Source organism: Corynebacterium sp. HMSC08D02 (genome assembly GCF_001807505.1).
Lineage (GTDB): Bacteria > Actinomycetota > Actinomycetes > Mycobacteriales > Mycobacteriaceae > Corynebacterium > Corynebacterium pseudogenitalium.
The window spans coordinates 24,109-36,965 of sequence record NZ_KV789255.1; the positions used below are offsets into that span (position 1 = coordinate 24,109).

Annotated in this window: 10 protein-coding genes and 1 tRNA gene; 3 read left to right on the forward strand and 8 right to left on the reverse strand. The window is 64.7% G+C overall.

All coding sequences use genetic code 11. The features are described from left to right. Positions 1 to 33: 33 nt before the first annotated feature. Positions 34 to 2,409 (forward strand): bifunctional lysylphosphatidylglycerol flippase/synthetase MprF, encoded by a 2,376-nt coding sequence (locus HMPREF3170_RS09050; protein WP_168161640.1) that lies wholly within the window; start codon positions 34 to 36, stop codon positions 2,407 to 2,409. A gap of 69 nt (positions 2,410 to 2,478) precedes the next feature. On the opposite strand, the gene HMPREF3170_RS09055 is transcribed toward HMPREF3170_RS09050, so the two are convergent. The 5 genes from HMPREF3170_RS09055 to HMPREF3170_RS09075 all read right to left on the reverse strand — a co-directional run bounded on the left by HMPREF3170_RS09055 (position 2,479) and on the right by HMPREF3170_RS09075 (position 4,974). Then, positions 2,479 to 2,551 (reverse strand) — tRNA-Arg (locus tag HMPREF3170_RS09055). 80 nt (positions 2,552 to 2,631) lie between these two features. Further along, positions 2,632 to 2,913, reverse strand: coding sequence for a mycoredoxin (locus HMPREF3170_RS09060; protein WP_070362845.1), 282 nt, complete (start codon positions 2,911 to 2,913; stop codon positions 2,632 to 2,634). Next, entirely contained in the window at positions 2,910 to 3,401 is a 492-nt protein-coding gene (locus HMPREF3170_RS09065; protein ID WP_070362844.1) for a dihydrofolate reductase, read from the reverse strand. The genes HMPREF3170_RS09060 and HMPREF3170_RS09065 overlap by 4 nt, the downstream gene beginning before the upstream one ends. Then, a complete protein-coding gene (locus HMPREF3170_RS09070) occupies positions 3,401 to 4,201 on the reverse strand; it encodes a thymidylate synthase (RefSeq protein ID WP_070362843.1) in 801 nt (266 codons plus the stop codon). Before HMPREF3170_RS09070 ends, HMPREF3170_RS09065 begins: the two co-directional genes overlap by 1 nt. Next, positions 4,198 to 4,974 carry a 3'(2'),5'-bisphosphate nucleotidase CysQ gene (locus HMPREF3170_RS09075; protein WP_070362842.1) on the reverse strand — a complete coding sequence of 259 codons (777 nt, stop codon included), beginning with the start codon at positions 4,972 to 4,974 and terminating at the stop codon, positions 4,198 to 4,200. The genes HMPREF3170_RS09070 and HMPREF3170_RS09075 overlap by 4 nt, the downstream gene beginning before the upstream one ends. Positions 4,975 to 5,051: 77 nt before the next feature. Here HMPREF3170_RS09075 and HMPREF3170_RS09080 point away from each other — a divergent pair, with 77 nt between their 5' ends. Next, positions 5,052 to 9,683: an ATP-dependent helicase gene (locus HMPREF3170_RS09080; RefSeq protein ID WP_070479232.1), complete on the forward strand. Its 4,632-nt coding sequence runs from the start codon at positions 5,052 to 5,054 to the stop codon at positions 9,681 to 9,683. Positions 9,684 to 9,697: 14 nt separating this feature from the next. On the opposite strand, the gene HMPREF3170_RS09085 is transcribed toward HMPREF3170_RS09080, so the two are convergent. Together HMPREF3170_RS09085 and HMPREF3170_RS09090 are read right to left on the reverse strand one after the other, a co-directional pair. After that, positions 9,698 to 11,128: an HNH endonuclease signature motif containing protein gene (locus HMPREF3170_RS09085; protein ID WP_070479233.1), complete on the reverse strand. Its 1,431-nt coding sequence runs from the start codon at positions 11,126 to 11,128 to the stop codon at positions 9,698 to 9,700. Between the two features lie 75 nt (positions 11,129 to 11,203). Then, the gene (locus tag HMPREF3170_RS09090; RefSeq protein ID WP_070479235.1) at positions 11,204 to 11,431 is read right to left on the reverse strand and encodes a hypothetical protein; all 228 of its coding nucleotides are present in this window, start codon (positions 11,429 to 11,431) and stop codon (positions 11,204 to 11,206) included. Between the two features lie 10 nt (positions 11,432 to 11,441). Here HMPREF3170_RS09090 and HMPREF3170_RS09095 point away from each other — a divergent pair, with 10 nt between their 5' ends. Next, positions 11,442 to 12,269: a DNA-formamidopyrimidine glycosylase family protein gene (locus HMPREF3170_RS09095; protein ID WP_070479345.1), complete on the forward strand. Its 828-nt coding sequence runs from the start codon at positions 11,442 to 11,444 to the stop codon at positions 12,267 to 12,269. Here the strand turns inward: HMPREF3170_RS09095 and HMPREF3170_RS09100 are convergent. Continuing rightward, positions 12,214 to 12,852, reverse strand: a complete 639-nt coding sequence (locus HMPREF3170_RS09100; RefSeq protein WP_141742262.1) for a DedA family protein — start codon at positions 12,850 to 12,852, stop codon at positions 12,214 to 12,216. The two genes, HMPREF3170_RS09095 and HMPREF3170_RS09100, sit on opposite strands and share 56 nt — an antisense overlap. Positions 12,853 to 12,857: the final 5 nt, after the last annotated feature.

The following is a 12,857-nucleotide window of genomic DNA, read 5'->3' on the forward strand; positions in this document are numbered from 1 at the left end:
TGTTTGAGGAAAGTTCCAGTCACGCTCGGCCTCTTGAGTATCGCTTGGGCTGCGTATTTAGCCTGCGTATTGTCGGGTGCGGCCCCGCGGGAGGCTTTCGGATTGCGCCTTCCCGTTGATCCCGACCTTTGGCACTGGGCCACCGCAGGGCTGACCGCAGGTAACCTCGTCGGTCTCATCCTGGCCACTGTCGCAGCGCTGCTATTCGCAGTTCCAGCCGAGGTGCGACTTGGCTCTGCTCGCTTCGCGGTTGCGGCGACGGCTTCCGAGTTTGTAGCGCTTCCTTTCGGCTTCATTATCGGTAGTGCCATCGAGCGAGCAGGCTTTAACCTGTGGGGCCCAGACCTTGCCAACGAGACCTTTGTGTCTCCGGTCGCGTGGATCTTCGGGCCCGCCGCATTCGCCACTGCCTTCATGGGCGTGCTGTGGCGACGCCGCCTCCGCCTCGTGTTGCTTGCGATGATGACGACCCTTGTACTCTACGACGGCTCACTCTCAGGCGTCGTTGCACTTGTCGCCATTGTCGCAGGGACCGTCGCTGGCGTCCTTGTCACGGACACAGGTACGCCACGCAGAATGTCGCTGCGGGAAGCACGGGTCCTGGTGGCTGCCCTGTTTCTCAGTGTTGCAATCGGACCAGTTATCACGGCGATCAACCCCGCTGCACAGGGGCCTTTCGCAGGAGTGAGCAAGCTGATGTGGGAGCCGACAGTCGCAGGGCATTTAGTAGCCCAGCGGTGCGCTGACGCCACATCCGTCGCCTGCGCGGAAGCGATGGCGGTAAACAGTCAACATGGCCTCGGTCCCTTGCTGATGAATGCCTTGCCTATCGTTTTGTCAGCCATCCTTGCGCTGGGGCTCGTGCATGGCAGGAAACTGGCATGGTGGGCAGCCGTCCTCGTCAGCGTTGGATCCATTGCGGTGATCTGCTGGCAAACAATCGGTGGGGGAGCAGACGGCTCTACCGCTGTGAACACAATACTGGTAGTTCTCCCGTGGCTGGTCACCATTGCAGTCCTCATTGCCACTCGCCGCCGGTTCACGGTTCCGTCCAACTGGTACCGTGGCGCGGCGATCATAGGAGGGACGTGGTTAGCAACCGCAGCACTGTGGACCTGCGGAGCCTGGGTTGTGCGAGACGGCATCCTCGGAGGAGCGTCGATAAGCGCGCTGCTTGCTGAGCTGCCGAACAGGTACCTCCCACCCGTGGTAGCTGTGCTGGCTCCAACGCATGCGTTCCCCATCAGCTCCGTGGCGTGGATCTTCTACGAATGGGTGGGAATCATATTCTGGATTACCGCGCTGATTGCACTGTTTGAGGTGCTGTCCGCGCCGCCGTCCGAAGCACACGCGCAGGACCACCAGCGAGCCCGGGAGATTCTGGTCCATGGGTCCGGTGACCACCTCGCGTGGATGGGGCTGTGGGAAAGAAACCGCTACTTTTTCTGCGGGACGGACTCCGGCGACGGAGAAGGCGTCGTCGCGTACCGCGTCTCCTACAACGTCGCTGTCACGGTCGGAAGTCCCGTGCACCGAGGCACGATGACAGAAGAAGCCGTTGCCAGTGCGTTTGAAGAGTTCGCCGCACGTCAAGGCTGGAGAGTCGCGTGGTATTCAGTGCCCGGCACCTTTGCTCGCCCCGACTTCCGACGCATCCACGTCGCCGAAGAATCCATGTTGTTGACGGATAACATCGAGTTCAAAGGCAAGAAATTTCAAAACATCCGAACCGCGCGCAACCGCGCAGCAAAAGAGGGAGTGCGCGCCGTGTGGACTAGCTGGGCCGAAAGCCCAGTGGAAATGCGTGAGCGCATCGTCGCGCTCTCAGAACAATGGGTCGCGGATAAAGCACTTCCAGAAATGGGCTTCACCCTGGGAGGGCTCGACGAGCTCCGCGACCCGGACACCAAACTCCTCCTCGCAGTGGGCGACGACGGCAGCCTGCACGCAGTAACAAGCTGGCTGCCCGTCTACGAGGGCGGCGCCCTCGTCGGCTACACCCTTGACTTCATGCGCCGCGACGCGAACGGGTTCCGGCCAGCCATCGAATTCCTTCTCGCGGAAAGCGCCCGGATCGCCGCCGAGCAAGGACTTGGATGGGTCTCCCTCTCCGGAGCGCCGCTGGCTCGAACGGATGCGCCGGAATCACTCGTAGAAATCATCCTGGATAAGGCCGGTGCGACGATCGAGCCACTCTACGGCTTCCGCTCACTCGCTGCCTCGAAGCACAAATTCCACCCAACGCACCAAGGCTGGTACCTGCTATACGAAGACGAAATGTCACTCGCCAATATCTCGCTGGCAGTCATTCACTGTTACCTGCCGGACATGAAGAAGTCGGACATGATGACCGTGGTCAAGGAGTTCCTGGGCCGGCCAAATCTTGCGCAAAGAGGGCAGATAAGTTAGTGCATTCGCGTTCTTTGCAGAAATGCGAAACCCCCGCAGCCTATTTGCGCAGGCCGCGGGGGTGTTTTGCGCCCCAGAGAGGATTCGAACCTCCGACACCGGCTTTAGGAGAGCCGTGCTCTATCCCCTGAGCTACTGGGGCAACTCGACTAACAGTACCGCAGGACAGAAGTGATGCCAAAGTCGCGGGCGCCCGCGACGGCATCGCTATTTGCCCGGGTGTTAGGCCTCTTCGCCCGTCAGTTCGCGCAGCTTCGCGCGAACAGCGGACGCGGCAGGGTTGGTCGCGTGCGTGCCGTCAGAATAGAGGACGGTGGGGACGACGCGGTTGCCGTCGTTGACGGACTCGACCCATGCGGCGGCGTCCTCGGCGCCTTCGGCTTCGACGTCAACGACGTCGTAAGGGGTTTCGGTACGGTCGAGGCGCTCGCGAAGCTTCTTGCAGAACGGGCACCAATCGGTTGCGAAGATGGTGACGTGGGAAGAGGTTTCGGGAGTGGTCATGATTTTGGGCCTAACCTTTCGAGGCGTTGGTACTTGAAACGGGTGCCATTGGCGGAGGTTTGCCACGGTCCATCAGAAACGATAGCGAAGTCATCGGTGACGCGGGGCGCGCGGACGGCGGACGCTCCGAGCTTGTCTGCGACGTGGACATCGACGATCGTGCGTTCAATGACGTCTACTTCGTCGATGGTTGCTTCGTAAATCTGGCCACCGCCGATGATCCAGGCGGACGTCTTCAAATCTGGGATGTCGCGGGACACGAAGGCGCCGTCGGACCACTCGCCGGGCTCGCGCGAGGACAACACATGGTTTGTTCTGCCCGGCAGCGGCTTGATGGGGAGGTGGTCCCAAGTCTTGCGCCCCATGATGATCGGGTGGCCCAGCGTGATCTCCTTGAAGTGGCGCAGGTCCTCAGGCAGGTGCCAGGGCATGCCCACGCCGTCGCCGATGATGCCGTCGATGCTTTCGGCCCAGATCGCGCCCAGCATTAGACGGACACCTGCGCTTTGATCGTCGGGTGCGGGTCGTAGCCGACGACTTCGATGTCGGAGAAGTCGTAGTCAAACAGCGACTCTGCCTTCCGCAGCTTGAGCTGCGGGTAGGGGCGAGGCTCGCGGGAGAGCTGCTCGCGCACCTGGTCGAAGTGATTGTTGTAAATGTGGCAGTCGCCGCCGGTCCAGATGAGTTCGCCGACCTCGAGACCTGCCTGCTGTGCAAACATGTGCGCGAGCAGCGCGTAGGAGGCGATGTTAAACGGCACACCCAAGAACATGTCGGCGGAGCGCTGGTACACCTGCAGGCTCAGCTTGCCGTCAGCTACATACAGCTGGAACAGCAGGTGACACGGCAGCAGCGCCATGTGCTCGAGCTCGGAGACGTTCCACGCGGACACCAGGTTGCGGCGCGAATTGGGGTCGTCCTTCAAAAGCTCGAGCGCCCGTGAAATCTGGTCGACGTGCTGCCCATCGGGGGTGGGCCAGGAACGCCACTGCACGCCGTAGACCGGGCCGAGCTCGCCATTTTCGTCGGCCCACTCGTTCCAGATGCGCACGCCGTGTTCCTGCAGCCAGGTCACGTTGGAGTCGCCGCGGAGGAACCACAGCAGCTCGCCCACGACGCCCTTGAAGTACACCTTCTTGGTGGTCAGCAGGGGGAAGGACTCGGAAAGGTCGTAGCGCAGCTGGCGGCCGAAGACGCTTCGCGTGCCGGTGCCGGTGCGGTCGCCCTTATCGGTGCCGTTTTCCAGGACGTCGCGCAGGAGGTCTTCGTACGGAGTCACCAGGCTCACTTCGCGACGACCCCTTCGAAGGAGCCGTGCTCGTCGTAGTACTTCGCGCAGGCTTCCAGGATGTCGTCGGCAAGCTCCGGACGGCAGATGAGCAGGTCCGGGATGTAGGTGTCCTTGTTGTTGTACTTCAGCGGCGAGCCGTCGAGGCGCGAGCAGTGCAGGCCCGCAGCCATGGACACACCAACTGGTGCTGCCTGGTCCCACTCGTACTGGCCGCCGGCGTGTACGTAGGCGTCGAAGTCACCGAGCAGGACGTGCATTGCCTTCGCGCCTGCGGAGCCGACCGGGCTGGTCTCGAAGCCGAGGGCGTCAGCAACGAACGGGGCGATCGCCGGCGGGCGGTTGCGCGACATAGCGATCTTCTTTGCGAACGGCCCCGAGACGTGGCGCACGTCGGAAGACTTGAAGACGACGCCAAGGTCCGGCAGACCTACCGCCGCGTGGGTCGGGACGCCGTCCTCAACGAGCGCGATGTGCACGGCCCAGTCCTGGCGGCCGGTTGCGAACTCCTTGGTGCCGTCGAGGGGGTCAACGATCCAGACGCGGTTGTTGCTAAGGCGGGAGTGGTCGTCGGCTGCCTCTTCGGACAGAAATGCATCGCCCGGGCGGTGCTGCTCAAGCACGCGCGCGATCCAGTTCTGTGCCAGGTCGTCGCCGGCTTCTCCAAGTTCACGTCCGCGGAGAAGGCCAACACCGCGAATACCCTTGAGGATCTCGCCGGTGCCTTGCGCGATTAAGTTTGTCAGCCGAGAGTCTGAATACTGAGCAGTCATGGCTTCGACTTTAGCGCGAAACCAGCCAAAGGAACCATTTCTTTTCGCCTGCCTGCACTATCTGTATTCTGGCGGGCATGGCCAAAGGAATCCTCGAACGCTTCAAACCGCAGGTCGCGACCTGGTTTGAAGAAGTATTCGAGGCGCCAACGCCAGTGCAGGAGCAGGCGTGGGCCACGATTTCCGACGGCGGCAACGCCCTGGTGGTAGCGCCTACCGGTTCCGGTAAGACGTTGGCGGCCTTTTTGTGGTCGTTGAATTCGCTCGTGGAGCGCGACGGGCAGCAGGCCCTGCCAATCGATGGGGCGAACGCCAGTAGCCACGGAGGCGTGCGCACCTTATATATCTCGCCACTGAAGGCCCTTGGTGTGGACGTCGAAAATAATTTGCGGGCCCCGCTCGGCGGGATTGGGCGCGTGGCGCAGCGCATGGGGCTGGACATGCCGGATGTTTCGGTGGCGGTGCGCTCGGGTGATACCTCGCAAGCGGAGCGGTCTCGCCAGGTGCGCAAGCCGCCGGACATCCTGATTACCACGCCTGAGTCGTTGTATTTGATGCTGACGTCGAAGGCCGCGGGCATCCTGCGGACCGTGGACACCGTGATCGTGGACGAGATTCACGCGCTCGCGGGCACGAAGCGCGGCGTGCACCTGGCGCTGTCGCTGGAGCGGCTCGGCCGCCTCGCGGGGGACTTTCAGCGCATCGGGTTGTCTGCGACGGTGCGCCCGCTGGAGGCCGTGGCGGACTTCCTCGGGCCTCGTACGACGATCATCCAGCCGCCGGGGGAGAAGCGCTGGGACCTCGCGGTGCGGGTGCCAGTTGCTGATATGAGTGACCTGCCGGTGCCGGAGGAGGCGTCGACAATTGGGGACGCCATCGTCGACGACGCGCTGGACCTCGAAGGGGAGACCGCGGCGCTGATGCCGCCGGCGCCGAAGTCGATTTGGCCGCACATCGCGGAATCGGTGTACCGGGAGGTCATGGCGCACCGCTCGACGATCGTCTTCGTGAACTCGCGGCGCACGGCGGAGCGGCTCACCAGTCAGCTCAACGAGCTGTGGGCCAAGGAGCACGACCCCGAGGCGCTCAGCCCCGCTACTCGACGCCCCCCTGCACAGCTGGGCAAAGGGGTCGACCTCGCGGGGGAGGCGGCGCCCGTGATCGCGCGGGCGCACCACGGTAGCGTGTCCAAAGACGAGCGGGCCACGACGGAAACCATGCTGAAAGAGGGCACGCTCAAAGCGGTCGTGTCGACGTCCTCGCTGGAACTCGGCATCGATATGGGTGCGGTGGAGCTGGTGATCCAGGTGGAGTCGCCGCCGTCGGTCGCCTCCGGGCTGCAGCGTGTCGGGCGCGCCGGGCACACGGTGGGCGCGATCTCGCACGGCTCGTTCTATCCGAAGCACCGCTCCGACCTGGTGCAAACGGCCGTGACCGTGCCACGGATGCGCGACGGGCTCATCGAGGAGCTGCGCACGCCACGCTCCCCGCTGGACGTGCTCGCCCAACAGACGGTGGCCGCGGTAGCAGTTGAGGACCTCGAGCTTGATGACTGGTACGAGACCGTCACCCGCGCCTGGCCCTACCGCAACCTCGACCGGGATGTATTCAACGCCGTCATCGACCTGGTCACCGGCGTGTACCCCTCGACGGACTTCGCGGAACTGAAACCGCGCGCCTGGCTCGACGGCACCGTGCTCAAGGCGTTGCAGGGCGCGCAGCGCGTCGCGGTCACCAACGCCGGCACCATCCCGGACCGTGGCATGTTCGGCGTGTTCCTCGTCGGCTCCGAGGCCGAAGGCGGGGCGCCGCGCCGCGTCGGTGAGCTCGACGAGGAAATGGTTTACGAGTCCCGCGTCGGCGACGTGTTCACGCTCGGGGCGACGAGCTGGCGCATCGAAAACATCACGCGCGACCAAGTGCAGGTCTCGCCTGCGCCGGGGCATACTGGCAGGCTGCCGTTTTGGTCGGGAGAGGGCGTTGGGCGCCCGTACGAACTCGGCAAGGCGCTCGGCGCGTTCAGGAGGGAGGTGCGCGGCGGAGCGGGCGTCGATAATTCGCTCGATGCGTACGCGCGCGACAATCTGCGGGCCTACCTCGAGGAGCAAGAGGAAGCCACCGGCGTGCTGCCGGACGAGACGACGCTGGTGCTCGAGCGCTTCACCGACGAGCTTGGGGACTGGCGCGTGGTGCTGCACACGCCATTCGGCAAGGGTGTGAACGCCGCGTGGGCGCTGGCTGCCGGGTGGCGGATCGCGCAGGAGACCGGGATGGACGCCCAGGCCGTGGCTGGCGACGACGGCATCGTCCTGCGCCTGCCCCAAGGCGACCACGAGCCCTCCGGGGCCCTGTTCCAATTCGACGCCGACGAGATCACCGACATCGTCACCGAGCAGGTGGGAAACTCCGCCCTGTTCGCTTCCCGGTTCCGCGAGTGCGCCGCCCGCGCCCTCTTGCTGCCGCGCCGCAACCCCGGCAAGCGCGCGCCCCTGTGGCAGCAGCGCCAGCGCGCCGAGCAGTTGTTGGATGTGGCCCGGAATTACCCATCGTTTCCGATCATCCTGGAAACGGTGCGCGAGTGCCTCCAGGACGTCTACGACCTGCCCGCGCTGCAAGAAGTGATCCGTGACCTGCAGACGCGCCGGGTTCGCATCGCTGAGGTGACCACGCAGCAGCCGAGCCCGTTCGCCTCCTCGCTGCTGTTCAACTACACCGGCGCGTTCATGTACGAAGGCGATACCCCGCTCGCGGAGAAGCGGGCGGCGGCGCTCGCGCTGGACCCGTCGCTGCTGGCCAAACTGTTGGGCACCGTGGAGCTGCGCGAGCTGTTGGACCCAGAGGTGATCGCCGAGGTCGACGCGTCGCTGCGCCGGGTCGGCCGCGCCGAGACACCGGAGCAGTTCGCCGACACCCTGCGCCTGACCGGCCCGGTGCCTGTGGACGAGCTCGCGGTGTACACCTCGGTGCCGCTCGCGGGGGTGGAGGCGTCGCTCGGGCCACGCGTGATGCGGGTGCGCATCGGCGGCAGGGAACACGTTGCGCAGGCGCTCGACGCCCCACTGCTGCGCGATGGCCTTGGCGTGCCGGTCCCTCCCGGGGTGGCAGCGCAGGTGGCCACCATCCCCGATGCGCTCTCCCAGCTCGTGCGTCGCTGGGTGCGCACCCGCGGCCCCTTCACGCTGCGCGCGCTTGCCGATGCCTTCGGGCTCGCGCTCGGCGCTGCCTACGCGGTGCTCCAACCGCTTGTCGACGCCAACTCCGTCATCGAGGGGCGCTTCCGCCAAGGCGTCGACGACCAGGAGTACGTCGCGCACGAGGTCCTGCGCGTGATCCGTTCCCGCTCCTTGGCGGTCGCGCGGGCGCAGGCCCGGCCGGTATCGGCGTCGGCGTACGGGCGTTTCCTGCCAGCGTGGAGTAACGTCGCCGCGGCGGGAACGGTGCCTCCCTTACGCGGCGCCGACGGGGTGTACTCCGTCATCGAGCAGCTCGCGGGCGTGCGGCTGCCGGCCTCTGCGTGGGAGTCCCACATCTTGCCGTCGCGGGTCGGGGACTACTCGCCGATCATGTTGGATGAGCTGACTGCCTCTGGCGAGGTTATCATTGTGGGCGCTGGGTCGGCGGGGGCGAACGATCCGTGGATCATGCTGCTGCCGAGCGACTACGCCGCGCAGCTCATGCCACAAGTCGACCCGCCGTTGCTCTCGCTCACGCAGCAGCACATCATGGACACGCTCGCAGCCGGTGGCGGCTACCTGTTCAGCGACCTGCTCACGCCAGTGACGACTTCTGAGGAGCTACGCGAATCCATGTGGGACCTTGTCGAGGCCGGCCACGTTTCACCGGATTCCTTCGCGCCGCTGCGCGCACGCCTTGCCGGTGGTAAGGCCGCGCACCGCGCGAAGCGGCGACCGTCCCGCTCCCGCATCCGCTCCGGCAGGACCTCGTTTACGCAAACCGCCCCGCCAGACATGGTGGGACGCTGGGCCGCCACCCCGCAGCCCGACACCGACCCGACCCGGCGCTCGCTCGCGCTTGGGGAGGCATGGCTGGATCGCTACGGGGTGGTGACCAAGGGCGCCGTCGTCGCAGAGAATGTCATCTGCGGCTTCGCGTTGGCGTACAAGGTGCTCTCCGGGTTCGAGGACTCCGGCAAGGCGCTGCGCGGCTACCTCATCGAGGGGCTTGGCGCAGCGCAGTTCTCCACCCCTGCGACGATTGATCGGCTGCGTGGCCAGCAGGACAGCGACGACGTCGCCGGTTGGCCATCGGGTGCGCGTGAGCCAAAGGTGTACGTGCTCGCCGCCACCGACCCGGCCAACCCCTACGGGGCCGCGCTGCCGTGGCCCGTGACCGGCCCGACCAGATCGGCAGGCGCGATGGTGGTGCTCGTGGACGGGCTGTTGGCGGCCCACATCACCCGTGGCGGCAAGAAGCTCACCACCTTCTTCGAGACCTTCCCGGAAGGCATCGAAGATCCGCTACCACTTGTCATCGACGCACTATCGGATGCCGTCGCCGCCGGGAGGATGCGCCAGCTCAACGTCGAAACCGTCAACGGCGAGCCCGCGTTCCGGCTCCGCGATCTTGGCGTGGCGGTGACGCACAAGGGCGTAAGAATCGGAGGCAAGCAGGCCGCGCCTCCGAAGCGGCGCGGACGCAGCATGACGGAGGCCCTAGGGGATCTGGACGGGCTCTCCTTCGACGATTAGTGTTTCGGCTGGGTTTAGGGTCGCAGTATCACGCGAGGCACCGGCCGGTGAGTAGTCCCCGGTGGCCCTGCCCGCATCGCCCGTCTCTTCCGGATGCGGTTAACTGCCGAGTGCATGGCGGGGTCCGAGGTGTTGGTCTGGCGGGTGCCGTCGGCCTTGACCAGCACCGCGGTGCCGGTGTTGGGGTCGTAATCCATGTAGCCCTTGTTGAAGGAGCCGTCCCGGTGGTCGTTGTTGCACCGGTGGTGGGTGGGGCACAGGCCGGTGAGGTTGGTGATGTCGGTTCCGCCGTGGCGCAGCCAGGAAATGATGTGGTGGGCTTCGCACTCGCTCATTGCGGTGGTGCAGCCGGCCCAGGAGCACACGCCCTGGATAGCAAACATGGCGATGCGTTGCCCAACAGAGGCGAGCCGCTTGGACCTGCCCAGATGCAGCGGCACGCCGGTGATTCCGTCGACGGTGAGCAGGAAGTCAGACGTGCCATCCATGCCGAGGCGCACGAGTTCGAAGGCGTCCAGCTCCACGCCGACGTTGGTTTGGAACAGTGTGGTGGCGTCGGCGTCGGCGAGGTCGTCGAGAGTCACTGAGACCACCACGGAGGCGGCGCCACCGTTGGTGGTCTGCTCGCCGTGCTCGTATTGGCGCATGATGGCCATGAACTGGTCGTAGCGGCGCTGGCCACGGGTGCGAGGATCGCGGTCCTGCTGGCGATCGGGCGGGATATTGGAGTTTGGCGCAAGCCCCTTGTCAGTCAGCGCCTTGTAGAGCGCGTAATCGCCTGCTGTCATGTCCAGGCGCACGTAATAGGTGCCATCGGAGTTTTCCCTGCCCAGGGTGGCCTCGCGCTTCTCAAAGCCCGCGTTGGGGTTCTTCTTCGCGTGTGGCCGGTTCGCCTTATCCACGAGGCGCTTGACCGTGAGGCGAAGGTCCTGCTCGTCTCGGGTCTTCGCTTCCTCCATGGCGTGGGCGTAAATGCTCATGTGCTCGCCCTCGGCGGCCTTGAGCAGCCTGTCGGTCTCGCGCCGGATGATGTCTTGCTTGGCCGCCGGAACCGCGTCGGCGTGGCGGCGAGCTTGGACCTGGTCTTTACGACGCCGCTCCGCCTCCTCCACATCGAGCAGGCCGCCACGGTCCGGCTCCGTCACCGGAGCGAACATCGCCTTGGCGCGCGCGAGCCGGTTGTAGGCCTCGCCCCTGGAGATGCCTAGCTTCTCCATGAGGTAGGCGTCGGGATAGTTGGCGCCGACGAGTTTTCCGGCGTCGGCGATAGCGCAGACCTGCGCGAAGGCGGCGTCGATGTAGGCCTTCTTGTCAATCGCGTGTTCGAGGCGTACGATGTCTTCGGCGATGGCGGAAAGGCGGAGGGAGGAGGGGTCGTCGAAAAGCGTGCGCAGCTGATCCAGGCCGTTAATGACCTGGTCAACGAGCTTGGTCACGTCGTTCATGTCCCCTCCTTCAAGTAGCTAAGGGCGAATATACAGACGTGTCAGACATGAAAAAATGAGATTCGAACAAAGATTCTAAATCAGTTGCTTGACCAGGTGTGCTGCCGCGGCCAGGCCGATGCGCGGGTTCGCCACGCGCACGTCTTTCACGGCGCGAACAAACTCGGCTTCGGGGTCGGTGCCGGTCTCTGCCAGCACACCCCGCGCCCACTCGGTGGCGGCATCCATGTCGGGGAAGAACCCGACGAGCGACTCCTCCGGCGTGGGGCCGTAGTTGAAAAGGTTTTGTAAGAAGCGGAACATGGATACCACTATGCCTGAAGGGGATTCCGTCTATCAGCTGTCAAAGCGCCTGCAGTGGATGCAACACCGTGAGGTCACTGCCACGAGCATCCGCGTGCCGCGTTTCGCCACCGTCGATTTCACCGGCATGATCTGCGAGCGCGTCTGGCCCTACGGCAAGCACCTCTTCATGGAGTTTTCCCGCGAAGGCCACGAATCACAAGTGCTACACACGCACCTAAAAATGGAAGGCACATGGGCGATCCATCGTGCGGGCACCCGCTGGCGCAAGCCCGGCCACACCGCCCGGGTGGTGCTGCGCCTCGCGGACGCGCCGAAGCCTGATATCGAGCTCGTCGGGCATTCGCTGGGCCTCGTCGATGTGTTCCCCGCGCGCGAGTACCCGCAGCGGATGGGCTACCTGGGCCCGGACATGCTGGCACGCGACTTCGACCAGGAAGAGGTCGTGCGTAGGATCAGCGAGCACCCGCACCTCGAGATGGGGCGCGCGCTGCTCAATCAGCGTTTCGTCGCGGGCATCGGCAATGAGTACCGCGCAGAAATTCACTTCATCGCTGGTACGCACCCGTCGCGCACGGTGGATGAAGTGGACGTCGAAAAGCATGTGGCGATCGCGCGGCGCCTCATGTGGGCAAACAAAGACTCCCCGGTGCGAGTGACCACAGGGATCAAACGCGCCGGGGAGACCAGCTACGTATTTGGAAGGAACAACAAGCCGTGTCGGCGGTGCGGCACGCTCATCGAGAAGGGGTTTCTCGGGGGAGCGGGAGACTTAGAGCGAGTTATTTGGTGGTGCCCTCAGTGCCAGCCGCCTTCTCCTTCATGGAGCGGCGAATGAAGTACGCCAGGAAGCCGAGCATGATCAGGATCAGCAGGACGTAGACCACGGTCGAGTACGTATCCACGTAATGGGAGACCGTCTCCCAGCTTTCGCCGAGGTACATGCCGAGCGTGATCAGGATTGCGTTCCAGATTGCGGAGCCGAGCCCGGTCCACAGGGCGAACATCGCGAGGTTCATGCGGTCCAGGCCTGCAGGAATCGAGATGAGGGAGCGCACCCCCGGAATCAGGCGGCCGAAGAAGACTGAGGATCGGCCGTGCTTATCAAACCACTCGAGGGACTTATCGACGTCTGACGCCTTCACCAACCACATCCAGTCAGCGATTGCGCGCAGGCGCTCGGCGCCCAGCCAGGCACCGAGGCCGTAGAGAAAGAACGCGCCCGCGACGGAACCCATCACCGACCAGATGAACACCGCCGGGTAGCTCAGCGAGCCCTGCGCGACCGTGAAGCCGGCCAGCGGCAGCACTACCTCGGAGGGGATCGGTGGGAAGACGTTCTCCAGGAAAATTGCTATCCCGACGCCGGGGGCGCCGAGAAGCTCCATCAGGTTGACAATCCAGTCGATGATGGCTTGCACGTTCA

Coding starts and splice junctions, on each gene's coding strand:
- HMPREF3170_RS09075 (WP_070362842.1), bottom strand. CDS start 4,974: ATGACTGCTCAGTATTCAGACTCTCGGCTGACAAACTTAATCGCGCAA.
- HMPREF3170_RS09085 (WP_070479233.1), bottom strand. CDS start 11,128: ATGAACGACGTGACCAAGCTCGTTGACCAGGTCATTAACGGCCTGGAT.
- HMPREF3170_RS09060 (WP_070362845.1), bottom strand. CDS start 2,913: ATGACCACTCCCGAAACCTCTTCCCACGTCACCATCTTCGCAACCGAT.
- HMPREF3170_RS09095 (WP_070479345.1), top strand. CDS start 11,442: ATGCCTGAAGGGGATTCCGTCTATCAGCTGTCAAAGCGCCTGCAGTGG.
- HMPREF3170_RS09080 (WP_070479232.1), top strand. CDS start 5,052: ATGGCCAAAGGAATCCTCGAACGCTTCAAACCGCAGGTCGCGACCTGG.
- HMPREF3170_RS09090 (WP_070479235.1), bottom strand. CDS start 11,431: ATGTTCCGCTTCTTACAAAACCTTTTCAACTACGGCCCCACGCCGGAG.
- HMPREF3170_RS09065 (WP_070362844.1), bottom strand. CDS start 3,401: ATGCTGGGCGCGATCTGGGCCGAAAGCATCGACGGCATCATCGGCGAC.